Below are 21,056 nucleotides of genomic sequence, written 5' to 3' on the forward strand. Positions count from 1 at the left end.
GGCCCTATCGTTTCAGCCGGCCTTGCACGTGCTCTCGGCGGCCTCGGGCTTGAGATTGCGTACAGTGATGAAGAACAGCTCGCAGGTCTGCAGCTTCTCTGTTACTTGCCACTTCTGGCTGCAGGTGTTGAGTGTCTGCTGCGGATCATTCCCCGGATTTTGCCCCATGCTGGCTTGCCAGCAGGCGGCGCTGAGATCCTGCCCCATCACTTTTATGCCGTTGGCGTTAGCCTGGTCTTCGCTGCCCTGATTGTTGGCCGGATCCGCCGCGTACCAGATGTAGCTCGGATGGTTGGCACCAAGAACCGAGGTGTGTTGCCCCGGTGCCGAGGTGATCTGACCCAGCCCGAGTACTGGCAGCGTCACACCGTACTGCTGTTTGATCCAGTTACGCACCGGGCTGCCGAAGGCAACCATAGGCAGGGTGCCGTCACCCTTGCCTGCGGTGAGTTCACCTACCATGCGCTGCTGGTATGCAGTGAAGTAGTTGTAAACGCCTTCCAGCGTACTCCCCGCACTGGCCGGAGCGGCGATGGGGGCGATGTCGACGATGGTCTGGTAAGCAGGTGTCTGCTCCAAAGCAACGCCGTTGTAGCTGAGCATCGTGGCCCAGCGGTCAGTGGTGTTGGAGCGCAGATAGTCCTGCGCCTGGGTCAGCGAATAATCAGGCGGGAAATGCAGCAGTTCGACGCTCTTGCGGTTTTCCAGCGCCATGCCCAGCGGTAGGAAGAAGTACCAGTCGTATTGCCACTTGCCGTCGCGATTCAGTTGGCTGGCGCCCTGGTAGGCCAGGTCGCCGGCTTCGAGCAATTGCTGTAACGGCTTGCCGTAACCCTGCGGGGTGCCCTGGAAATTGGCGAGAAGATGCGTCCCACGGCGCGCCACTTTTACCCTGGCTTGCTGATAGCCATCTCGGTCCAGGCTCTGGCGCAGGTAGTGCTCGACCGTCTGCTCCAGCGTCCAGTCGCGGTAGCAGACCACATTGCAGTTGTTCGGGTAGGCGAACAGCCGGCTGACGCGCTGGCTGTCGCCCAGGTCCATGGATTCCCCTTGCAGCTCGCCGGATTGATTGGCGCAGCCTATGAGCAGGCCCGCCAGAAGCATCGTCAAACCACTTTTCTTGTGCATGGCTTTCTCCTTGTTGAGTGTTCTTGCGCAACGCCTCAACTCAAGCAGAAAGGTAGGATAACTCCAGTCAGGCTCTCATGAAGGGCGCGCAGCACTTCTTGAATTTCTGGCCTGCCAGGCAGGGGCAGGGGTCGTTGCGCCCTGCTTTCAACGGAACCGTCGGATCCAGGAAATACCAGCGTCCTTCAACCTGGACGAACGCCGAGCACTCGCGGTGCTGATGTTCGCCGTTTTCGTCATGCCACCGTGCGACGAAGGTGACCTGCGCATGCTCGGGCTTGCCGCCAAAGACTTCACTGCCTTCCACCTCAAGGCCAAGCCAGGTGCTTTGCGCGCTCCAGGCCGCCATCGCCTCACGATCGAGTGACTGCTGTTGCGCAGGCAGTGTGGTGGCTACCAGATAGTCGACCAAACCCAGAACATAGGCGCTGTAGCGTGAGCGCATCAGTAGCTCGGCGCAGGGGGCAGGAGAGCCACCGTGGTAATGACCACAGCACTGGCTCAGTGGGTTGCCGCTACCGCAGGGGCAGTTGAGGTCATTCGTATCCATCGCGTTACCACCAGTATTTGCCGAAATTTTCCGGGTGGGCCCAGAACTTTGCATTCAACCAGTCGGGAACTTGCTTGTAATCGAGCAGATCATAGGTGAACAGATGCAGGGTCTGCCCCTCGCGCTGGAACTGTTCGCTGGCTTGCATGGCCAGGGCGAAGAAGTCGGTTTCCCGCCACTCGCCTGCCTGCAGATCGACTAGCGCAGCAACACGGCTGGCATTCAGGTTACGGATGCCACCGAGTAGCTGCAGCCCTTCACGCTTGGGGAGATGCTCCAGGCAATCGACCAGCAGGGCCAAGTCGAAGCGCTGTGCGGCCAGTTCAGGGGCCAGGGGAGCAGCAGGTGCCGTGATGACCTGACACTGCGGATGTGCGCTTTGAAACGCGTTAAGAGCGGGCAGCTCGCTTGCGCCAATTAGTAGCAGTTTCTCGGGCGTATAGCGGGCTAACAGTGCGGCAATTGCCTGTTGCGGAGTGCGGGAGCTAGGGCTGGCAGTCATCGAAGTTCCTCGAAAAGTCTACAAAGACTAACGTGGTGTCGGTATCTGGCCTAGAGCGAGAGAAAATTATCCCCACGACGCGCTATAGCTGGCGGATTGCACAACTCGTGTCTTTACTACTATTGAGTCGGTTATGGGCCGATGAACATTGGAGACCTAAAGTATGAGTATCACAAGGAACGCTGTACCCCTGATTCTGGCTAGTACCCTGCTGACTGGTTGTGCCGGCCTGCAGAAAACCGACTGGCCCACCTGCGCAGCTGTAGGCGGTGTCGGTGGTGCTGCGTTAGGGGCCATTGAAAGTTCGTCCTGGGCTGGTGCAGGCGCTGCGCTCGGCGCTGGCCTTGGGGCTGCTTACTGCTGGGTGCATGGCGCCGAAGAGCAGCAGGTTGCGGTCGTAGAGGAGGTCGTGGTCGAGGAGGTGGCGGTAGCCGAACCTGCCGAGGCAGTGCGTGTAGAGTTGGACGTCAAGTTCGACTTCGACAAGTCTCAGGTCAAGCAGGAAAGCTACGGCGACATCAAGGCGCTGGCCGACTTCATGAAGCAGTACCCGCAAACCAGCACCGTGGTTGAAGGCCACACCGACTCCGTGGGTAGCGATGCCTACAACCAAGGTCTTTCCGAGCGCCGCGCCAGCGCCGTTCGTGACGTGCTGGTCAACCAGTACGGCGTCGAGTCCGGTCGTGTGCAGGCAGTGGGTTACGGTGAGAGCCGCCCGGTGGCTGACAACGCAACTGCAGACGGCCGCGCCATCAACCGTCGTGTAGAAGCTGAGGTCGAAGCCCAGCCTTAAGACGCTTCGTCGTTTTCGACTGCGTCATCTGATCGAGCCCGGTCGGCGTTGAGCCACCGGGCTCGTTCTTGTGTGAACCCCTGCCGCCGTCTTTACTCCTGTATACCGGCAAAATGCCCGCAACACAGGAGACACCACCATGAGAACCCACCTTACGAGGGTTGTACCCTTTCTCTTGGTCAGCAGTGTTCTCTCCGGTTGCGCCACGACTTCCAGTACGGGAGACGCGCCGCTCAACCAGGGGAACTGGCCCCTGTGCAGTGCGATTGGAGCCCTGGCCGGTGGCGGCCTCGGTGCAATCGAAAGTTCCACCTGGGCCGCAGGCGGCGCCGTAGCCGGAGCGGTTCTGGGAACCATCATCTGCTACGCGCAGGACGGCGATGAAGATGGCGATGGCGTGTTCGACCGGCGTGATCAATGCCCTGATACTCCTTCTGGCACAGCGGTAAGCCATAACGGGTGTCCGCTGCCGCAATACCCTGGCAGCGTTGCCGCCGCGCCAGTAATGGAGGCGCCGGCTCAGGATGAAGTGATCGTGCTCAGTGACCTTGGCAATGTGCTGTTCGCTTTCGATTCTGCAGAGCTGACGGACGAGGCCAAACGCTTGTTGGCCGACGTCAGTAGCCGTTTGACGGGCGCTAATCTGGTGGCGGTAAAAGTCGTTGGTCACACTGACTCCGTGGGCAGCGATGCCTATAACCAGGGCTTGTCCGAGCGCCGCGCTCGCAGTGTTGCGGACTTCCTTGTCGCGCAGGGTGTGCCGGCAGGCAAGCTCAGCACCGAAGGACGAGGGGAGAGTCAGCCGGTTGCGGACAACGGCAGCGATGCCGGACGCGCGGAAAATCGCCGAGTCGAACTCTACGTTTCCCGCTGATGATGGCGCGCTGTGCCCCCGGGACCGTTCCGGGGGCACGCTTAACGTTGCCCAGCACAGACAAAATCATCGAAAACGACCCTTGCCGCTGGTGGTACGCGCTGCGACCGGTTAACGTGCTGCGCTATTGAAATGGCATGAGCAAGAGGGCGGAATGAAGTCATTGTTGACCGTGGGCAAGGCGTTGGTCCTGGCCTTCTGGGTGGTATGCGGCGCAGCGCTGGCCAAGCGCTTCGGTGCTCCGTTCGAACAACTGATCTATCTGTTGGCGGCTGCCATGCTGGTGTTGCATGTACTGCAGCTGTGGCTGTTCTCCGCTCCGCTGGCGGGGCGGCCCACTCCCTGGCGCGACCGTTTGCAGGTGCTGATATTCGGTATCTTCCATCTGTATCCGCTGAATACGACGAAACCGTCGGTTACTGCCGGGCCGGTTACCATCAAGGAGGCCGCGCATGCATAAGTTCGCCCTGTTGCTGTGCCTGGGCGCCGGGGTGGCCCTGGCCGATAGCCAGGTCAAAGTGCCTTCCAATGCTCTGATGCGTTTGCCTGTCGCCAGCGGCACCTTGCTGTTGGAACGACTGGAAGTCGCTGATCATGCGACGTTGATGATTCCGGCAAGCGTCACCGATCTGCGTATCGGCACTTTGCTCATGGGGCGTGAGGCGCGTATTGGTGTGGCGCCCAGTGAGCAGCCGTTGCGTCTGGAAGTTCTTGATGCCGATGTTGGTGCTGGCGCCTGGATCAGTGCCAAGGGCGCTGCGGGTACTTACACCAAACCCGCCACGCCGGGTCGGGAAATCAATCTGAAACTGCACAAGCTGACTTTCGAATCCTTGACCCTGGACGTTCGTGGTGGTCGTGGTGCGCCTGGTTACGCCGGGCTCGACGGCGCTCACGGAAAACCTGGTGGTTGCACCTGGGGGCAGGCCAGCGCCGGCTACGACGGGCAGGACGGTACCGATGGGCATGAGGGCGCAGCGGGTGGCAATGTGGTGCTGGAAGTGCCGCACTATGTCGAGGTCGAGCGTATGCAGGTGCTGCTCGATGGCGGCGAGGGTGGCGCGGCTGGTACGGCCGGACGTGCCGGGCGCGGTGGCGCGTCCAAGGACTGCCTGCTCTACGGAGTCGATGGAGCTGCCGATGGCAACCCTGGCCAGGCAGGGCATGAGGGCGCTGCGGGGCGTAGCGGGGCGGTGCAGGTCTTCCGTTTCTGATGAGGCAGGCTGCCTGCGTTGTGCAGGCAGCCTTCAACGTCAGAAGGAGGGGCGCATGGCGACCAAGGTCATCAGCGCCAGACCGACCAGCAGGTTGCTGCCCACGATCTTGCGAATCTTCCCCAACACCTCGCCGCCAGCCGGCCAGTTCTCGCTTTCCACCGCACGGCGCAACTCTGGCAATAGCAGCGCCTGAATGCGCAGGAACAGCGCAAGCATCACCAGATATAGCCCCATCATGATGTGCACGTAGCGCGGCGCCGCATCGAAGCCGCTGTAGCTCATGTGCAGCATGCCCACGCCGCTGATCGGCAGCACCAGCACCGCCAGCCAGACCCAGACGAAGAAACGCTTGAACACGCTCAGCCACAGGCGCAGGCGGGCAGGCGGCTCCAGTGTTTCCACGGCCGCCGGACGCAGGATCATCCAGGCGAAGAACATGCCGCCGACCCAGATGACAGCGGCCAGCAGGTGTAGTGCGTAGAGCGGGGCGTAGGGCGTCATGCGAATCTCCGTGGGTTCGTTTGGCAGCTCGTTTCATCCGATTGGCACGTGAGTCTGCGCCAGATCGACAGGCGCGCTATGATAGCGGCCGCTCCGCGAATACTGAAAATTTATCCAGCCTTTTTCGTTTCAGAATCCATGCTCAGTACCGAACTCAAGTCCCAGATCCAGGGCGCCTACTCGCGCTTCCTCGAGGCCAAATCACTCAAGCCTCGCTACGGCCAGCGCCTGATGATCGCCGAAATCGCCAAGGTGCTCGGCACCATCAAGAGCGATGACGAAGGCAAACGCCTGGGCGACCCTGCCGTGGTTGCGGTGGAGGCAGGTACGGGAACCGGCAAGACGGTGGCCTACAGCATGGCGACCATTCCTACGGCCAAGGCAGCTGGCAAGCGCCTGGTCATCGCCACAGCCACCGTGGCCTTGCAGGAGCAGATCGTGCACAAGGATCTGCCCGACCTGCTGCGTAACAGTGGCCTGAACTTCAGCTTCGCCCTGGCCAAGGGGCGTGGTCGCTACCTGTGCCTGTCCAAGCTCGATCACCTGCTGCAGGACGGCGCCGCGCAGAGCGCCACCGCGCAGTTGTTCGAGGAGGAAGGCTTTCGTATCGATGTCGACGAGCAGGGGCAGAAGCTGTTCACCGCCATGATCGAGAAGCTCGCCGGCAACAAGTGGGACGGCGACCGCGACAGCTGGCCCGAGGAGCTGGAGGACAGCCGCTGGGCTCAGCTGACCACCGACCACACCCAGTGCACCAACCGCCATTGCCCGAACTTCCAGCAGTGCGCCTTCTACAAGGCGCGCGAGGGCATGGGTAAGGTCGACGTGATCGTCACCAACCACGACATGGTCCTGGCTGACCTTGCGCTCGGCGGCGGCGCGGTGTTGCCCGACCCGCGCGAAACCATCTACGTGTTCGATGAAGGCCACCACCTGCCGGACAAGGCCATCGGCCATTTCGCCCATTTCACCCGCCTGCGTTCCACCGCCGACTGGCTCACGCAGATCGACAAGAACCTGACCAAGCTGCTGGCGCAGAACCCGCTGCCGGGCGATCTCGGTCGTTTGATCGAGCAGGTGCCGGAGCTGGCACGCGAGCTGAAGACCCAGCAGCAGTTCATGTTCAGCGCCTGCGAAGAGGTCGCCGACTTCAAGGCCGGCGAGGACATGGAAGGCCGCGAGCGTCCGCGTCACCGCTTCGTCGGCGGTGTGGTGCCGGAGCATCTGACTGAGCTCGGGCTGGAGCTGAAGAAAGGCTTCTCCAAGCTCAACGACCTGTTCACCGGCGTTACCGAGCTGCTCAAGGAGGCGATGGACGGCGAGGGCGCGGTGGGCATCGCCAGCCACCAGGCCGAGGAGTGGTACCCGCTGTTCGGCAGCCTGATGGCGCGGGCCAAGGGCAACTGGGAACTGTGGCTAGCGTTCACCGCCGAAGACCCGGAAGAAAGCCCGCCGATGGCGCGCTGGTTGACCCTGGCCGAAAGTGGCGCGCTGTTCGACATCGAGGTCAATGCCAGCCCGATCCTCGCCGCCGAGACCCTGCGCCGCAATCTGTGGAACGTTGCCCACGGCTGCCTGGTGACGTCCGCGACGCTCACCGCCTTGGGCACCTTCGACCGCTACCGCATGCGCGCCGGGCTGCCCAAGGTGGCCGTCACCGCCATCGTGCCGAGCCCCTTTCATCATGCCGATGCCGGCGTGCTGCGCGTGCCGGATCTGAAGGCCGACCCGCGTGAAGCTGCGGCGCACACCGCGGCTATCGTCCGCGAATTGCCGGCGCTGGTGGCGGGTAGTCGTGGCACACTGGTGCTGTTTTCCTCGCGCAAGCAGATGCAGGACGTGTTCGATGGTCTGGATCGCGACTGGCGCAAGCGCGTGTTCATCCAGGGCAACCTGTCCAAGCAGGAAACCCTGAACAAGCACAAGGCGCGGGTCGACTCTGGCGAGGAGAGCGTGCTGTTCGGCCTGGCCAGCTTCGCCGAGGGCGTCGATCTGCCCGGCGCCTACTGCGAGCATGTGGTGATCGCCAAGATTCCCTTCGCCGTACCGGATGACCCGGTGGAAGCGGCGCTGGCCGAGTGGATCGAGGCGCGTGGTGGCAACCCGTTCATGGAAATCGCCGTGCCGGACGCCTCGCTGCGCCTAGTGCAGGCCTGCGGTCGTCTGCTACGGACCGAGGCCGATCGCGGCACTATCACCTTGCTCGACCGGCGCGTGGTGACCCAGCGCTATGGCAAGGCGATTCTCAATGCCTTGCCCCCCTTTCGTCGGGAAATTCACTGAGTCGCCCATATCAACTGCGTCTGACAGACTGTCAGCGGTTCCCCAGGGCGGCAGGGGCTGGAACAATGCGTGCAATTTCGTTCAAGGAGACAGATGTGCAGGTTCAGGGCTATTTCGACTTGCGTTTCGAGGCGGTGAGGGATGCCTTCGCCAGCCTGTTCGAAGATCCTCAGGAGCGCGGCGCAGCACTGTGCGTGCAGATTGGCGGCGAAACCGTGCTCGACCTGTGGGCCGGGGTGATGGACAAGGACGGCCAGCAGGCCTGGCACAGCGACACCATCGCCAATTTGTTCTCCTGTACCAAACCCTTTGCGGCAGTCGTTGCACTGCAACTGGTGGGCGAGGGCAAGCTCGATCTGGATGCGCCGGTGGCACGCTACTGGCCAGAGTTCGCCGCAGCCGGGAAGGAACGCATCAGCGTGCGTCATCTACTGTGTCATCAGGCCGGCCTTCCGGCGCTGCGACAGTCCTTGCCGGCCGAAGCACTCTACGACTGGCAGACCATGACCAGCGCGCTGGCCGCTGAACAGCCCTGGTGGCCGTTGGGTGAGGGGCACGGCTATGCGCCCATCACCTATGGCTGGCTGGTGGGTGAGCTGATTCGTCGCGTGGAAGGGCGTGGCCCGGGTGAAAGCATCGCCGCCCGCGTCACCAAGCCGCTGAGCCTGGATTTCCACGTCGGCCTGGCCGACAGCGAATTCGATCGCGTCGCGCATATCGCTCGGGGCAAGGGCAATATGGGCGATGCTGCCGCGCAGCGTCTGCTTAAGGTGATGATGAGCGATGCCGGTGCCATGAGTACGCGCTCGTTCACCAATCCGCCGTCGATCATGACCAGCACCAACAAGCCTGAATGGCGCCGTATGCAGCAACCCGCGGCCAACGGCCACGGCAATGCTCGCAGCCTGGCGGGTTTCTATGCCGGGCTGCTCGACGGCAGCTTGCTGGACGGTGAGCTGCTCGACGAGATGACGCGCGAGCACAGCCTCGGTGATGACAAGACGTTGCTGACCCGTACCCGTTTCGGGCTGGGCTGCATGCTCGATCAGAACGATGTGGCCAACGCGACCTACGGCATGGGGGCAAAAGCCTTCGGGCACCCAGGCGCTGGCGGCTCCAGCGGTTTTGCCGACCCAGAGCGAGACCTCGCATTCGGCTTCGTCACCAATAATCTAGGACCGTTCGTCTTGATGGACCCACGAGCGCAGAAACTTGCGCAACGGATTGCGGACTGTATCTGATCGAGCGGCTAGACTTGCGCCATTCGTTCAGTACCACCCATAACAAACCGACCATTAGAAACTTGTGCGACCTCGGGGGCTTCATGCGCGCCAACAAGATTTTTGCCTTTACCTGCTGCCTGCTGATGGCGGGCTGCGCCGGCTCGGAAAACAAGGAAGTCGCGAAGGCGGCGGTGATGCCGCCACCGCAGGTGACCCGTGCCTGGCTCGACGAGTACGAGCCGAAGCTGCGTGAAGCGGTCAAGGACAGCAACTTCGAGTTCGAGCGCCGAGATAGCGTGCTGATCGTCACCGCTCCGGTGCAGGGGTCGTTCAACCCGGATCGTCCGCAGATGCTGTTGCCCGCGAGTCTGGGGCCGATCACCCGCGTCGCCAAGCTGCTCGAAGCAGATAACGATATGGCAGTGGTGGTACTCGGTCATGCCGACAGCAGCGGGGATGCCACTCTCAACCGTGACCTCAGTCAGCAGCGTGCCCGCGCCGTGACCTCCATCTTCCGCCTCAGCGGCCTCAAGCAGAACCGTTTGCAGGTCATGGGCCTGGGGTCTGACATGCCGCGGGCGGCCAACGACAGTGCTGCAGGCCGCGCACTCAATCGTCGTGTGGAAATCGTCCTGACTTCGCGCGATACCATGCAGGGCCTTATCGCCAAATACAGCCAGCCGGCCAAGGCTGAGCTGAAAGATGGGCCCAAGGTAGCTGCCGCAGATCAAGGAAAACTGGGCAAGTCGGAGTAAGCTTGGCGGCATTTCCCCCGGAGTGAGGAACTGCCATGACTCAGACACTGGCCGATATGCGCCGTGACTACACCCGCGATGGCTTGAGCGAGGCTCAAGCCCCGCTGGAGCCTTTCGCTCTGTTTCGCCAGTGGTTCGACGACGCGGTGAAAACCGAGCAGTTGCCGGTCGAACCCAACGCCATGACCCTGGCTACGGTAGACGAGCAGGGACGGCCGCATTGCCGCGTGTTGCTGCTCAAAGGGCTCGATGCCCACGGCTTCACCTTCTTCAGTAACTATGACAGCGCCAAGGGGCGGCAACTCGAGGCGCGCCCGTTCGCAGCCATGACCTTCTTCTGGCCGAGTCTGGAACGCCAGGTACGCATCGAGGGCAGGGTCGAGCGTGTCACTCCCGCCGAGTCCGACGGTTACTATCAGGTGCGTCCGCTGGGTAGCCGTATTGGCGCCTGGGCATCGCCGCAGAGCCGGGTGATCCGGGATCGCGCCGAGCTGGAAGGGTTGCTCGCCGAGACCGAGCAGCGTTTCCTCAATCAGGCCCCGCATTGCCCTCCACACTGGGGTGGATATCGCTTGCTGCCCGAGCGCATCGAGTTCTGGCAAGGGCGTCCCAGCCGACTGCATGACCGTCTCAATTACCGCTTGCAGGGCGAAGCCTGGATTCGTGAGCGTCTGGCGCCCTGATCGCGCTTTCTAGAAAAGACCGGTAAAGGGCCACTCGATCACCAGGTACAGGCGATCGAGGTCGGTGCCCGGTTGTGCGCTGTTACCGCGATGGCTGACGTGGGCCAGGCTCAGCGACAGATCGCGCGCCGGGCCGCTCGGCACCACGTAGCGCAGTTCGCTGTCGCGCTCCCAGTGGCGTCCGCCACGGCCGTACTGGCCGGCGTAGGCGCCAGTGGCCGGGGCGTGGCTGCCGTCGATCTGGCTGCCGCGCACGTAGCGCGTCATCAGGCTAAGGCCGGGCAGGGTCCAGGCGCTCAGGTCGAGGTCGTAGCGCAGTTGCCAGGAGCGCTCGCCGGGGCCGTTGAAGTCGGCGTACTTGATGGCGTTGGCGAGGGCGATGGAGTCGCCGCCGACGAAGTCGAACGGGGTGTCGCCGTCGATCTGCTGGTAGCCCAGGGTCAGCCGCTGTGCGCCGTGGCCATAGGCGCCGGCCAGGCTCCAGGCCTGGGTGTCGATGCGCCCGGCGCGGGCCTGGCCCCAGTCGTGGGTGCGGTAGTAGTGGGCGTCCAGGCGCAGGCCGTGGATCTGCTGATGCAGGTTGAAATAGTACTGGCGCCAGTTGTCGTCCAGCTGGCTGGCGTAGAACGCCGCGCCGGCGGGCTGATCGGCGCCCAGTTCGACGCCGATCAGGCTGATGCCAGCACCGCGGGTGCTGGCGCCGTAGCCGCTGAACTCGGCGTGAGAGGAGCTGCCGTCCTGATTGCGAAAGGCGCTGAAGCGTCCGGCCTGCAGGCGCAGGCCGGGCAGGTCATCACTCTGCAGCAGCGCTCCGCGGGCGTATTCGGGTTGCAGGCGTTTGTCGCCGGTGGCGAAGACCGGCGTCTGCACGCGCATTTCCCCGTACCTCAGCGTGCTGGCGGCATAGCGCAGCTTGAGTGCGGCGCCGGCCGTGGCGTAGCGGTTGGCGCTGGCGCCGTCACTGTCGCGCGGCAGCAGGCCGGTGCCGGTATGGCCACGGCCGCCGTCGAGCTTGAAGCCGGCGAAGGCCTGCGCCTCGAGGCCGACACCGACGGGGCCGGCGCTGTAACCCGACTGCCAGCTGGCGATAAAGCCCTGCGCCCATTCGCGGCGCAGGCTCTGCCCCGGGCTGTTGCGGCTGTCGCTGTGCAGCAGGTAGTTGCGCGCCAGCAGGCTGCTCTGCGCATCGTCGAGAAAACCCCCGGCGAGGCTGCTCTGGGCCGCGGCGCAGAGCAGCAGGCAGCTGCCGTAGCGGCGCGCGCGGCTCATCGCTGCAGCCTGGCGTTGACCGGCTCTGCGGCCGGGCGGCGCCAGGGCAGGCTGTAGGCGCCAGGGCCGCTGATGGCCAGGCCAGTGAAGATAATCAGCATCCACCAGGCGAATTGCCCCTGTTCCAGGCTCCAGTCCGGATGCACGAATACCAGGGCCACCAGTAGCACGGCGATCACCGGCAGGCAGGCCAGGCGCGCGGCAACTCCGGCGATCAGCAGCAGCGGGCAGAGCACCTCGGCGAACACCGCCAGGGCCAGGGTTAGCGGCGCGCCGAGGCCGAACGGGTCTTCGATTTGTTGCAGGGCTTCCTGCCAGTGCAGCAGCTTGGGTAGGCCGTGCACCTGCAGTAACAGCAGCGCGGCGCTGACGCGAACAAACAGCAGGGCCCAGGCAAGCCGGGCGGATGGAGAGACGAGGGGGGGCATGACAGGCTCCGGTTGAGTGTGAGGTCAGCGCCGAGCATGGCCGGCTCAGGGCGCCAGCGCTTGCACGCCTGTGCTCGTTGCCGGCGTGGGCAGGGCGAGTGGCAGCCACGGCACGTCAACCTCCTGGCCGAGGGCGGCGCTGATCTGCTGGCGCAGCCACTGCTCATCGGGCAGGCGACTGCGCGCCGTGCTCCAAGTCAGGCTCAGGGTCGCCGCCGGCAGTGCCACGGGCAGCGGCGTGCAGTGCAGGGCGTAGAGGCTGGCCAGCTGCTGCGCCAGTGGCGCCGGCAGCACCGCCAGGCACGGGCTGGCCTGCAATAGCGGCAGCAGGTAGCCGCAGTGCGCCACCTGCTGTTGCACCTGGCGCAGCTGGCGTTGTTGCGCCAGGGCGTGGTCGAGGCGTTGCAGCAGGGCCTGGCAACTGCTCAGGTCGATCTGCGGGCGGGCACAGAACTGAGCCAGGTCCAGCGCCTGCGCGGGTCTGGCCGCCTGCACGGCGAGCAGGTCGCAGTGGCCCAGCGGGAGGCGCTGCAGGCCGGCGGGCAGGTCGGCGCCCAGGCACTCGTCATAGTCGATCACCGCCGCCAGTTCGCCGGTGGTGAGCTGGGCGCAGGTGCGCTGGCGTTGCAGCGGCACGCTGCGCAGCTGCAGGGCGCTTTCCTGCCCGCCGAGGTGGCGCAGCAGGCGGGGCAGCAGGGCGATTTCCAGTTCTTCGGGCAGGGCGATGCGCAGTGGCGGGCGCGACTCGGCCGGGTGCGGCGGGCGGCTGTCGGCCACCGCCGCGGTGATCTGGTCCAGCGCCGGCTGCACCTTGCCCAGCAGGCGGCTGGCACCGGCGGTGGCCTGCAGGCTGCGCCCGGCGGGGACGAACAGCGGCTCGCCGAAGTAACGGCGCAGGCGCCGCAGCGCGGCGCTCACCGCCGGCTGGGTCATGTGCAGGCGCTCGGCCACGCGGGTCACATGCGGGTCGCTCATCAGCGCCTCGAACACGACCAGCAGACCCAGGTCCAGGTGCTTGAGTTCATGGCGGTTCATGGCGTGCGTTCCGTGGTGGCTGAGCTGCCAGCATCGCCGCGCGCGGGTCTGGGCGCTTGCATCACCGTGCTTTCTTTGTCGCGGGCAATGGGTGCTCACAAAAGCCACACATGCCTTCAATGTGAGCACGCCGCTTCAATTCTTCCCTTGGGCGTTACGCGAAGCTCTGGTCTCCCTTATCCCGTTCTGGAGAACGACCATGCCCATCGCTACCGCCGCCCCTGGCAAGACCCTGCTCGACCCGCACAACCACACCCTGGTGATGATCGACCACCAGTCGCAGATGGCCTTCGCCACCAAATCCATCGACGCCGTGACCCTGCGCAACAACGCCGCGCTGGTGGCCAACGCGGCGCAGGAGTTCGAGGTCTCGACCATTCTCACCACCGTCGCCGAGAAGAGCTTCTCCGGGCCGATCTTCGACGAGATCAAGTCGGTGTTCCCCGATCATCAGGTGATCGACCGCACCACCATGAACACCTGGGAAGACCCGCGCATCGCCGTGGAGGTGAACCGCATCGGCAAGCCGAAGATCGTCCTCGCTGGCCTGTGGACCTCGGTGTGCATCGTTGGCCCGGCGCTGTCGGCGCTGGATCAGGGCTTCGAGGTGTATGTGATCACCGACGCTTGCGGCGACGTCTCCACCGAAGCCCACGAGATGGCCATCCAGCGCATGCTGCAACTGGGCACGCGCCCGATGACTTCCCTGCAATACCTGCTGGAACTGCAGCGTGACTGGGCCCGTGGCGAAACCTACGAGCAGACCGTGAAGACCTCGATCGCCCACGGCGGCGCCTACGGTCTGGGCCTGATCTACGCCAAGAGCATGTTCAACGCCTCGGAAGGCCACTGATATGAGCATCGAAAAGGTTCTTTACCGCGCCTACGCCGAGGCTACCGGTGGCCGTGATGGTCGTGCCGTGTCCAGCGACGGCGTGCTCGACGTGGCCCTGACCACGCCGCGCGAACTGGGTGGTGCCGGCGGCGCCGGAACCAACCCCGAGCAGCTGTTTGCCGCCGGTTATTCGGCGTGCTTTCTCGGCGCCATGAAGTTCGTCGCCGCGCGCGACAAGCTGGCGATTCCCGCTGACGTGTCGATCGAAGGCGTGATCGGCATCGGCGCCATCCCCACCGGCTTCGGCATCGAGGCCGAGCTGCGCATCAGCCTGCCGGGTCTGGACCGCGACGCGGCGCAGACCCTGATCGAGCGTGCGCACATCGTCTGCCCGTACTCCAACGCCACGCGCAACAACATCGACGTGACCCTGACCCTGGTCGACTGAAGGAGCTGACAACATGCCTCGCATTGCCTTGCTAAGTGCACTGATCGCCCTGGCCTCCGGCCAGGTGCAAGCCGCCGATTACAGCGGCGTGGAAAGCAATACCCGCGGCTTCCTCGAAGCCCTGGCCAGCGGCGGTGGCAAGCCGCTGGAAACCCTCAGCCCACAGGAAGCGCGCGCCGTGCTGGTGGGCGCGCAGAACTCGGTCAAGGTCGATCTGTCGGGCGTCAAGGTGGAAGAGAAGAGCATCCAGGCCGACGGCCAGCCGCTCAAGCTGACCGTCGTGCGCCCGGAAGGCGTCAAGGGCACGCCGCCGGTGTTCATGTTCTTCCACGGCGGCGGCTGGGTGCTGGGTGACTACCCGACCCACGCGCGGCTGATTCGGGATCTGGTGGTCAACTCCGGCGCGGTGGCGGTGTATGTCGGCTACGCGCCGTCGCCCGAGGCGCATTACCCGACTGCCATCGATCAGGCCTATGCCGCCACCCGCTGGGTGGCCGAACACGGCCAGGAACTGGGCGTGGATGCCTCGCGTCTGGCCGTGGCCGGCAACAGCGTCGGCGGCAACATGGCCGCGGTGGTGGCGCTCAAGGCCAAGGAGCAGGGCACGCCCAAGCTGCGCTTCCAACTGCTGTTGTGGCCGGTGACCGAGGCCAGCTTCGAGAGCGCATCCTACGACCAGTTCGCCGAGGGTTACTTCCTCACCAAGCCGATGATGAAGTGGTTCTGGGACAGCTACACCACCGACCCCAAGCAGCGCGCCGACATCCACGCCTCGCCGCTGCGCGCCAGTGTCGAGCAGCTCAAGGGCCTGCCGCCGGCCATGGTGCAGACCGCCGAGTTCGACGTGCTACGTGACGAAGGCGAAGCCTATGCACGCAAGCTCGACGCCGCCGGCGTGGCCGTTACCGCGGTGCGCTACAACGGCATGATCCACGACTACGGTCTGCTCAACCCGCTGGCCCATGTGCCAGAAGTGCACAGCGCCATGCGCCAGGCCGGGGTCGAGCTGCAGCGGCACCTGCAATGAACGCGCGCCCTGGTGAAGAGCAGGTCACGGACGAGCCGGTCACCCTGCTGATCCGCCATCGCATCCGTGCCGACCAATTGGCCGCCTACGAGGCCTGGCTGCGCCGCATCATCGCCGTGGCGCAAGGCTATGCCGGGCACCTGGGGGTGGATGTGATCAGCAGCGAGGAGCAGGGCATGCCTCTGTATACCAGTGTGCTGCGCTTCGCCGGGGCGGTGCCGTTGCAGCAATGGCTCGGTTCGAGCGAGCGGCGCCGGCTGGTGGCGGAGGTGCGCCCGCTGCTGCTGGCCGACGAAGCCCTGGAGCTGAACCCGGCCCGCGAGTTCTGGTTCGCCCCGGCCAATGCCGAGCAGGCCCAGCCACCGCGCTGGAAGCAGGCCTGCGTCAGCTTCCTGGTGATTCTACCGCTGAGCCTGCTGGTGCCCTGGCTGTGGCAGCCGGCCTTCGCCGCCTGGCCCTGGCTGGGCGGCTACCTACCGAGCAACGTGGTGATCACCCTGAGCATCGTGCTGCTGGTGGTCTACCTGTTCATGCCGCGCGTCACCCGCTGGCTGGCGCCCTGGCTGGAAGGCCGCAACGGAGAAGGCCATGACTGACGACAACACCCCCAACAGCCGGCGGCGCTTTCTCGCCGCCTCGTCCATTCTCGGCGCCGCTGGTGCGCTGTGGCCGGCGCTGCCGATCTTCGGCGGCGAACGGCAAGGAGGTTCATCCATGCATCCCGATCTGATTCTGTACAACGGCCGTGTGCACACGGTCGACCGTGAAAACCCGCAGGCCACCGCCGTGGCCATCAAGGACGGGCGCTTTGTCGCCGTCGGCAGCGATGCCGAAGTGGTGCCCCTGCGCGGCAGCGCCACCCAGGTCATCGACCTGCAGCGGCGCACCGTCATCCCCGGCCTCAACGACTCGCACCTGCACCTGATCCGTGGCGGCCTCAACTACAACCTGGAGCTGCGCTGGGAAGGCGTGCCGTCGCTGGCCGATGCCCTGCGCATGCTCAAGACCCAGGCCGAGCGCACCCCGGCGCCGCAGTGGGTGCGCGTGGTCGGCGGCTGGAACGAATTCCAGTTCGCGGAAAAACGCATGCCGACCCTGGACGAGATCAACCAGGCGGCGCCGGATACCCCGGTGTTCATCCTCCACCTGTACGACCGCGCTCTGCTCAACCGCGCCGCGCTCAAGGTGGTCGGCTACGACCGCAACACGCCCAACCCGCCGGGCGGCGAGATCGTCCGCGACGCCAACGGCAACCCCACCGGCATGCTGGTGGCGCGGCCCAACGCGATGATCCTGTATTCCACCCTGGCCAAGGGGCCGAAGCTGCCACTGGAATATCAGGTCAACTCCACCCGCCAGTTCATGCGCGAGCTCAACCGCCTCGGCGTGACCAGCGCCATCGACGCCGGCGGCGGTTTCCAGAACTACCCGGACGACTACCAGGTGATCGAGCAACTGGCCAAGGAAGGCCAGCTCAGCGTGCGCATCGCCTACAACCTGTTCACCCAGAAGCCCAAGGAAGAGCTGGCCGACTTCCAGAACTGGAGCAAGATCGTCAAACCGGGCGACGGCAGCGACTTCTTCCGCCACAACGGCGCCGGCGAGATGCTGGTGTTCTCCGCCGCCGACTTCGAGGACTTCCTCGAACCGCGCCCGGACCTGGCGCCGAGCATGGAGGACGAGCTGGAGCCGGTGGTGCGCCATCTGGTCGAACAGCGCTGGCCGTTCCGCCTGCACGCCACCTATGACGAGTCGATCTCGCGCATGCTCGACGTTTTCGAGAAGGTCGACCGCGACATTCCGTTCAACGGCCTGCCGTGGTTCTTCGACCACGCCGAAACCATCAGCCCGCGCAACATCGAACGGGTACGCGCGCTCGGCGGCGGCATCGCCATTCAGGACCGCATGGCCTTCCAGGGCGAGTACTTCGTCGACCGCTACGGCGCCAAGGCCGCCGAACAGACCCCGCCGATCCAGCGCATGCTGGCCGAAGGCGTGCCGGTCGGCGCCGGCACCGACGCCACCCGCGTGTCCAGCTACAACCCCTGGACCTCGCTGTACTGGCTGGTCAGCGGCAAGACCGTGGGCGGCCTGGAGCTATACCCGCAGGGCCTGTCGCGCGACACCGCGCTGCAGCTGTTCACCCACGGCAGCGCCTGGTTCTCCAGCGAACAGGGCAAGAAGGGGCAGATCAAGGTCGGCCAGTTGGCGGATCTGGTGGCCTTGTCGGCGGACTTCTTCGCCGTCGAGGAAGAGCAGATCAAGTGGCTGGAATCGGTGCTCACCGTAGTCGACGGCAAGGTGGTCTACGCCGCCGCCGAGTTCGACAAGCTCGGCCCGCCGGCGCTGCCGGTGATGCCCGACTGGTCGCCGGTAGCGCTGGTGCCCGGCCACTGGCGCCAGGACGCGCCGCTGGTGGCGCAGGTGCACCAGTGCGTCGGCCCCTGCGCCGTGCACTCGCACAGTCACGAACGCGCGCGCCTGTCCAACGCGCCGGTGAGTGACTTCCAGGGCTTCTGGGGCGCCTTCGGCTGCTCCTGCTTCGCCTTCTGAGGCAGAGCCCCGCATCGTTTTTGGGGCGATGCGGGGCTTTTTTGCAGCTTGATTGCCTACCGTCGAGCACTCCGGCAGCCGATAAGGCTGTATGAAACCTGCGTATCGGATACCCTTGCGCCACGAATCAACCAGGACGCTGTGAACTGAACCATGGGTTTCGAACAACTAGCTGAGCTACGTGACCGCCTGCGGGCTGAAAAAAAAGAGCAGGTAAAGACTGAGAGCACAAAGCCGCCCAAGCGCAAGCCGCAGCAGAAATCCAAGCTGCGTGAGCAGGACCCGGCAGTCGAGGCGATCTGGCGGCTGCAGAAGCATTTCCCGTTGGCCTTCCCGGTCAATCCGGCGCCCAAGGTGCCGCTCAAGGAAGGTATTCTCAAGGATGCAGAGCAGCACCTGGAACAGTTGGGCATCACCATCGAACAGCTCAAACTGGGCATCGCCGCCTGGTGCAAGGGCGGTCGCTACTGGTCCTGCATGACCGAGAATGCACCCCGTCTGGACCTCAACGGTCAGCCCGCAGGTTCGGTCACCGCTTCGCAAGCGTCGCATGCCAAGCACCAGGCGCGTCGCCATCGTGCTCAGGCTCGCCGCAACCAGACCAAAGCGAATACCAGCGCGCCTGCTGAGAGCAATGCCGCCGAAAGCGTTGAGCAGTCAGCTCTGGAGTAAGTTCACGCCTCTGCCGTCACGGCTTGGCAACGATGCTTGCCTGTGGCGGCCACTCTCTACTCAGCATTCATGACGTGATCATCTGGCGGCGATACACTCGCGGCCATGAGAACCATTGTCATGTTGTTATTCCCCGATGTGCTGCTGCTCGATGTGGCCGGGCCGGTCGAGGCGTTTTCCATCGCCAACCGTTACCTGCCCGCCGAGCAGCAGTATCGTGTGCGCACGCTGGCCCCCGGCGAGCGCCAGGTGCGCGCCTCCTGTGGCATGCAGCTGGTGGCCGACGCGCTGCTGGCCGAGCCGGCGGCCGTGGCCGACTGCGATCTGCTGTTGATCCCCGGCGGCCCCGGCGCCTACAACGACGATCACTCGGCGCTGCTGCCCTGGCTGCTGGCGGCCACGGCGCAGGCGCCGCGCTTCGGCTCGATCTGTACCGGCGCCTTCATTCTCGGTGCGGCCGGCCTGCTCGACGGGCGCAAGGTGACCACCCACTGGAACTACACCGAGCGCCTGGCCAGGCGGCATCCGCAGGCGCAGGTGCTCAGCGAGCAGATCTACCTGGTCGACGGCAACCTCTACACCTGCGGCGGGATTACCGCCGGCATCGACATGGCGCTGGGCATCATTGCCGAGGATCACGGCAAGGCCGTGGCCGTGGCGGTGGCCAAGGTGCTGCTGGTGGCCAAGACGCGCCAGGGCGGGCAGGCCCAGTTCAGCCCGCTGCTGGGCGAGGTGGCGCGCGAGGATTCGCCGGTGGGCTGCGCCCAGCGCCATGCCCTGGCCCATCTCGAACAGCCGCTGACGGTGGCCGCGCTGGCGGCGGCGGTGGGCATGAGCACCCGCCATTTCGCCCGCCTGTTTGCCAGCGAAACCGGCCTGACGCCCATGGCCTTCATCTACCGCGCGCGGGTCGACCGTGCCCGGCAGTTGCTGGAGAGCAGCGAGCTGCCGCTGAAGACTGTGGCCTTCCACGCCGGCTTTGCCAGTGTGCGGGCCATGCGCACGGCGTTCGTCGAACGCCTGGGGCTGACCCCGGCGCAGTATCGCCAGCAGTTCGCCTGAGACGCCGGCGAGCCCTCCCAGCCCCTGGCTGGCCGTAATTCCCCCCATCTTGGCCGGATGCGCCCCCATGCCTGCGTAGGGCCGGGGGCGCCTTGGCGGCATTATTTCCTCTGGGTTTCCGGCGGCGCGTGCGCAAGGCGCGCGGCGCATGACAGGGGAGGTGAGGGCTTATGGAGATGCCGACAGGTGCAGGCGGGCGTTTGCCGATTCGCCTGGCGCAGTGGCAGTTGCGCCGTGCCCAGGCGCTGATCGAGGCGCATCTGGATCAACCGCTGAGCATTGCCTGGCTGGCGCGTGAGTGCGGCCTGTCGCGCAGCCATTTTTCCTGCGCCTTTCATGGCAGCACCGGTCTGTCGCCGCAGCAGTGGCTGATTCGCGCGCGGCTGCAACGGGCGCAGCGGCTGTTGCTCGAAGGCCACAGTGTGGCGATGGTGGCCTGTGCCTGCGGCTTTAGCGATCAGGCGCATTTCGCCCGGGTGTTCGGCCGCAACGAAGGCGTGGCGCCGAGTCGCTGGCGCCAGGCGCAGCTGCACGGCGCCTGAGGTGCCGTACAGCCGTGGGGTGCCGGCTTACTTGGCCTGCAGGGCGAAGTAGCTGGTCATCAGGTTGCGGTAGTTGGGGATGTGCTCGGAGAGCAGGCTGCCCAGCCCTTCGATGTCGTTGCGCCAGTCGCGATGCAGCTCGCAAGCCACGCTGAACCAGTTCACCAGCTGCACGCCGGCGGCGTTCATGCGCGCCCAGGCGGCTTGCTGCACGGTCTTGTCGAAGGTGCCGGAGGCGTCGGTGACGACGAACACTTCAAAGCCTTCGGCAATCGCCGACAGGGCCGGGAAGGTCACGCACACGTCGGTGACCACACCGGCGATGATCAGCTGCTTGCGCCCGGTCTTCTTCACCGCAGCGACGAAGTCTTCGTTGTCCCAGGCGTTGATCTGGCCGGGGCGGGCGATGTACGGCGCGTCCGGGAACTGCGCCTTCAGCTCCGGTACCAGCGGGCCGTTGGGGCCTTGCTCGAAGCTGGTGGTGAGGATGGTCGGCAGGTTGAAGAACTTGGCGACATCGCCCAGGGCCAGCACGTTGTTCTTGAAGTCGCTGGGGGTGAAGTCCTGGACCAGCGAGATCAGACCGGACTGGTGGTCGATCAGCAGAACGGCGGCGTCGTCTTTGTTCAGGCGGTTGTAAGGCTTGGACATGGTGATGCTCCTCGTGGGTGATGCG

The 21,056-nt window shown here is 65.0% G+C and carries 23 protein-coding genes and 1 pseudogene; 16 read left to right on the forward strand and 8 right to left on the reverse strand.

What is annotated here, in order from left to right:
• Positions 1–12: 12 nt before the first annotated feature.
• The 3 genes from ACJRW5_RS12010 to ACJRW5_RS12020 form a co-directional block, all read right to left on the reverse strand.
• A complete protein-coding gene (locus ACJRW5_RS12010; protein ID WP_484570733.1) occupies positions 13–1,128 on the reverse strand; it encodes a hypothetical protein in 1,116 nt (371 codons plus the stop codon).
• A 67-nt stretch (positions 1,129–1,195) separates the two neighbouring features.
• Positions 1,196–1,678 (reverse strand): YchJ family protein, encoded by a 483-nt coding sequence (locus ACJRW5_RS12015; RefSeq protein WP_484570734.1) that lies wholly within the window; start codon positions 1,676–1,678, stop codon positions 1,196–1,198.
• A 4-nt stretch (positions 1,679–1,682) separates the two neighbouring features.
• A complete protein-coding gene (locus ACJRW5_RS12020) occupies positions 1,683–2,180 on the reverse strand; it encodes a DUF6231 family protein (RefSeq protein ID WP_484570735.1) in 498 nt (165 codons plus the stop codon).
• Positions 2,181–2,619: 439 nt separating this feature from the next.
• Here ACJRW5_RS12020 and ACJRW5_RS12025 point away from each other — a divergent pair.
• The 4 genes and pseudogenes from ACJRW5_RS12025 to ACJRW5_RS12040 form a co-directional block, all read left to right on the forward strand.
• A pseudogene (locus tag ACJRW5_RS12025) lies at positions 2,620–2,973 on the forward strand (OmpA family protein); the annotation flags it as partial.
• Between the two features lie 139 nt (positions 2,974–3,112).
• Complete coding sequence (locus ACJRW5_RS12030; RefSeq protein WP_484570736.1) at positions 3,113–3,847, forward strand: PA1041 family peptidoglycan-binding anchor lipoprotein; 735 nt, start codon at positions 3,113–3,115, stop codon at positions 3,845–3,847.
• A gap of 154 nt (positions 3,848–4,001) precedes the next feature.
• On the forward strand, positions 4,002–4,307 hold the full coding sequence (locus ACJRW5_RS12035) for a DUF1145 domain-containing protein (protein ID WP_484570737.1): 306 nt from the start codon (positions 4,002–4,004) through the stop codon (positions 4,305–4,307).
• Entirely contained in the window at positions 4,300–5,061 is a 762-nt protein-coding gene (locus ACJRW5_RS12040; RefSeq protein ID WP_484570738.1) for a collagen-like protein, read from the forward strand. Before ACJRW5_RS12035 ends, ACJRW5_RS12040 begins: the two co-directional genes overlap by 8 nt.
• 39 nt (positions 5,062–5,100) lie before the next feature.
• Here the strand turns inward: ACJRW5_RS12040 and ACJRW5_RS12045 are convergent, their stop codons facing one another.
• The gene (locus ACJRW5_RS12045) at positions 5,101–5,565 is read right to left on the reverse strand and encodes a CopD family protein (RefSeq protein WP_484570739.1); all 465 of its coding nucleotides are present in this window, start codon (positions 5,563–5,565) and stop codon (positions 5,101–5,103) included.
• Positions 5,566–5,703: 138 nt separating this feature from the next.
• Between ACJRW5_RS12045 and dinG the strand changes: the two genes are divergently transcribed.
• From dinG to pdxH, 4 genes are all read left to right on the forward strand, one after another.
• Positions 5,704–7,848, forward strand: a complete 2,145-nt coding sequence (dinG, locus tag ACJRW5_RS12050) for an ATP-dependent DNA helicase DinG (RefSeq protein ID WP_484570740.1) — start codon at positions 5,704–5,706, stop codon at positions 7,846–7,848.
• Between the two features lie 95 nt (positions 7,849–7,943).
• The gene (locus tag ACJRW5_RS12055; protein WP_484570880.1) at positions 7,944–9,089 is read left to right on the forward strand and encodes a serine hydrolase domain-containing protein; all 1,146 of its coding nucleotides are present in this window, start codon (positions 7,944–7,946) and stop codon (positions 9,087–9,089) included.
• Between the two features lie 83 nt (positions 9,090–9,172).
• Complete coding sequence (locus ACJRW5_RS12060; RefSeq protein ID WP_484570741.1) at positions 9,173–9,826, forward strand: OmpA family protein; 654 nt, start codon at positions 9,173–9,175, stop codon at positions 9,824–9,826.
• A 35-nt stretch (positions 9,827–9,861) separates the two neighbouring features.
• The gene (gene pdxH / locus ACJRW5_RS12065) at positions 9,862–10,509 is read left to right on the forward strand and encodes a pyridoxamine 5'-phosphate oxidase (protein ID WP_484570742.1); all 648 of its coding nucleotides are present in this window, start codon (positions 9,862–9,864) and stop codon (positions 10,507–10,509) included.
• Between the two features lie 9 nt (positions 10,510–10,518).
• On the opposite strand, the gene ACJRW5_RS12070 is transcribed toward pdxH, so the two are convergent.
• Genes ACJRW5_RS12070 through ACJRW5_RS12080 form a run of 3 tightly spaced genes read right to left on the reverse strand, consistent with a single transcriptional unit; the run spans position 10,519 to position 13,241 of the window.
• A complete protein-coding gene (locus ACJRW5_RS12070) occupies positions 10,519–11,778 on the reverse strand; it encodes an OprD family porin (protein ID WP_484570743.1) in 1,260 nt (419 codons plus the stop codon).
• Positions 11,775–12,206 (reverse strand): DoxX family protein, encoded by a 432-nt coding sequence (locus tag ACJRW5_RS12075; RefSeq protein WP_484570744.1) that lies wholly within the window; start codon positions 12,204–12,206, stop codon positions 11,775–11,777. Before ACJRW5_RS12075 ends, ACJRW5_RS12070 begins: the two co-directional genes overlap by 4 nt.
• Before the next feature lie 45 nt (positions 12,207–12,251).
• The gene (locus tag ACJRW5_RS12080; protein WP_484570745.1) at positions 12,252–13,241 is read right to left on the reverse strand and encodes a LysR family transcriptional regulator; all 990 of its coding nucleotides are present in this window, start codon (positions 13,239–13,241) and stop codon (positions 12,252–12,254) included.
• A 199-nt stretch (positions 13,242–13,440) separates the two neighbouring features.
• Here ACJRW5_RS12080 and ACJRW5_RS12085 point away from each other — a divergent pair, with 199 nt between their 5' ends.
• The 8 genes from ACJRW5_RS12085 to ACJRW5_RS12120 all read left to right on the forward strand — a co-directional run bounded on the left by ACJRW5_RS12085 (position 13,441) and on the right by ACJRW5_RS12120 (position 20,380).
• Entirely contained in the window at positions 13,441–14,094 is a 654-nt protein-coding gene (locus tag ACJRW5_RS12085) for a hydrolase (RefSeq protein WP_484570746.1), read from the forward strand.
• A gap of 1 nt (position 14,095) precedes the next feature.
• The gene (locus tag ACJRW5_RS12090) at positions 14,096–14,524 is read left to right on the forward strand and encodes an organic hydroperoxide resistance protein (protein WP_484570747.1); all 429 of its coding nucleotides are present in this window, start codon (positions 14,096–14,098) and stop codon (positions 14,522–14,524) included.
• Between the two features lie 13 nt (positions 14,525–14,537).
• On the forward strand, positions 14,538–15,551 hold the full coding sequence (locus ACJRW5_RS12095; RefSeq protein WP_484570748.1) for an alpha/beta hydrolase: 1,014 nt from the start codon (positions 14,538–14,540) through the stop codon (positions 15,549–15,551).
• The gene (locus ACJRW5_RS12100; RefSeq protein ID WP_484570749.1) at positions 15,548–16,147 is read left to right on the forward strand and encodes an antibiotic biosynthesis monooxygenase; all 600 of its coding nucleotides are present in this window, start codon (positions 15,548–15,550) and stop codon (positions 16,145–16,147) included. Before ACJRW5_RS12095 ends, ACJRW5_RS12100 begins: the two co-directional genes overlap by 4 nt.
• Positions 16,148–16,265: 118 nt before the next feature.
• Positions 16,266–18,104, forward strand: a complete 1,839-nt coding sequence (locus ACJRW5_RS12105) for an amidohydrolase (RefSeq protein WP_484570881.1) — start codon at positions 16,266–16,268, stop codon at positions 18,102–18,104.
• A gap of 153 nt (positions 18,105–18,257) precedes the next feature.
• Complete coding sequence (locus ACJRW5_RS12110) at positions 18,258–18,776, forward strand: ProQ/FinO family protein (protein WP_484570750.1); 519 nt, start codon at positions 18,258–18,260, stop codon at positions 18,774–18,776.
• 105 nt (positions 18,777–18,881) lie between these two features.
• A complete protein-coding gene (locus ACJRW5_RS12115) occupies positions 18,882–19,838 on the forward strand; it encodes a GlxA family transcriptional regulator (protein WP_484570751.1) in 957 nt (318 codons plus the stop codon).
• A gap of 170 nt (positions 19,839–20,008) precedes the next feature.
• Complete coding sequence (locus tag ACJRW5_RS12120; protein ID WP_484570752.1) at positions 20,009–20,380, forward strand: helix-turn-helix domain-containing protein; 372 nt, start codon at positions 20,009–20,011, stop codon at positions 20,378–20,380.
• A gap of 27 nt (positions 20,381–20,407) precedes the next feature.
• Here ACJRW5_RS12120 and ycaC read toward each other — a convergent pair whose 3' ends face one another.
• On the reverse strand, positions 20,408–21,031 hold the full coding sequence (ycaC, locus tag ACJRW5_RS12125) for an isochorismate family cysteine hydrolase YcaC (RefSeq protein ID WP_484570753.1): 624 nt from the start codon (positions 21,029–21,031) through the stop codon (positions 20,408–20,410).
• Between the last annotated feature and the right edge of the window lie 25 nt (positions 21,032–21,056).

Origin of the sequence: Pseudomonas pichavaramensis (assembly GCF_050473265.1) — a bacterium.
Classification (GTDB): Bacteria; Pseudomonadota; Gammaproteobacteria; order Pseudomonadales; family Pseudomonadaceae; genus Aquipseudomonas.

Coding starts and splice junctions, on each gene's coding strand:
- ACJRW5_RS12085 (WP_484570746.1), top strand. CDS start 13,441: ATGCCCATCGCTACCGCCGCCCCTGGCAAGACCCTGCTCGACCCGCAC.
- ACJRW5_RS12095 (WP_484570748.1), top strand. CDS start 14,538: ATGCCTCGCATTGCCTTGCTAAGTGCACTGATCGCCCTGGCCTCCGGC.
- ACJRW5_RS12110 (WP_484570750.1), top strand. CDS start 18,258: ATGGGTTTCGAACAACTAGCTGAGCTACGTGACCGCCTGCGGGCTGAA.
- ACJRW5_RS12090 (WP_484570747.1), top strand. CDS start 14,096: ATGAGCATCGAAAAGGTTCTTTACCGCGCCTACGCCGAGGCTACCGGT.
- ACJRW5_RS12045 (WP_484570739.1), bottom strand. CDS start 5,565: ATGACGCCCTACGCCCCGCTCTACGCACTACACCTGCTGGCCGCTGTC.
- ycaC (WP_484570753.1), bottom strand. CDS start 21,031: ATGTCCAAGCCTTACAACCGCCTGAACAAAGACGACGCCGCCGTTCTG.
- ACJRW5_RS12120 (WP_484570752.1), top strand. CDS start 20,009: ATGGAGATGCCGACAGGTGCAGGCGGGCGTTTGCCGATTCGCCTGGCG.
- ACJRW5_RS12060 (WP_484570741.1), top strand. CDS start 9,173: ATGCGCGCCAACAAGATTTTTGCCTTTACCTGCTGCCTGCTGATGGCG.
- dinG (WP_484570740.1), top strand. CDS start 5,704: ATGCTCAGTACCGAACTCAAGTCCCAGATCCAGGGCGCCTACTCGCGC.
- ACJRW5_RS12020 (WP_484570735.1), bottom strand. CDS start 2,180: ATGACTGCCAGCCCTAGCTCCCGCACTCCGCAACAGGCAATTGCCGCA.
- ACJRW5_RS12080 (WP_484570745.1), bottom strand. CDS start 13,241: ATGAACCGCCATGAACTCAAGCACCTGGACCTGGGTCTGCTGGTCGTG.
- ACJRW5_RS12015 (WP_484570734.1), bottom strand. CDS start 1,678: ATGGATACGAATGACCTCAACTGCCCCTGCGGTAGCGGCAACCCACTG.
- ACJRW5_RS12115 (WP_484570751.1), top strand. CDS start 18,882: ATGAGAACCATTGTCATGTTGTTATTCCCCGATGTGCTGCTGCTCGAT.
- pdxH (WP_484570742.1), top strand. CDS start 9,862: ATGACTCAGACACTGGCCGATATGCGCCGTGACTACACCCGCGATGGC.
- ACJRW5_RS12040 (WP_484570738.1), top strand. CDS start 4,300: ATGCATAAGTTCGCCCTGTTGCTGTGCCTGGGCGCCGGGGTGGCCCTG.
- ACJRW5_RS12030 (WP_484570736.1), top strand. CDS start 3,113: ATGAGAACCCACCTTACGAGGGTTGTACCCTTTCTCTTGGTCAGCAGT.
- ACJRW5_RS12100 (WP_484570749.1), top strand. CDS start 15,548: ATGAACGCGCGCCCTGGTGAAGAGCAGGTCACGGACGAGCCGGTCACC.
- ACJRW5_RS12010 (WP_484570733.1), bottom strand. CDS start 1,128: ATGCACAAGAAAAGTGGTTTGACGATGCTTCTGGCGGGCCTGCTCATA.
- ACJRW5_RS12070 (WP_484570743.1), bottom strand. CDS start 11,778: ATGAGCCGCGCGCGCCGCTACGGCAGCTGCCTGCTGCTCTGCGCCGCG.
- ACJRW5_RS12075 (WP_484570744.1), bottom strand. CDS start 12,206: ATGCCCCCCCTCGTCTCTCCATCCGCCCGGCTTGCCTGGGCCCTGCTG.
- ACJRW5_RS12035 (WP_484570737.1), top strand. CDS start 4,002: ATGAAGTCATTGTTGACCGTGGGCAAGGCGTTGGTCCTGGCCTTCTGG.
- ACJRW5_RS12105 (WP_484570881.1), top strand. CDS start 16,266: ATGCATCCCGATCTGATTCTGTACAACGGCCGTGTGCACACGGTCGAC.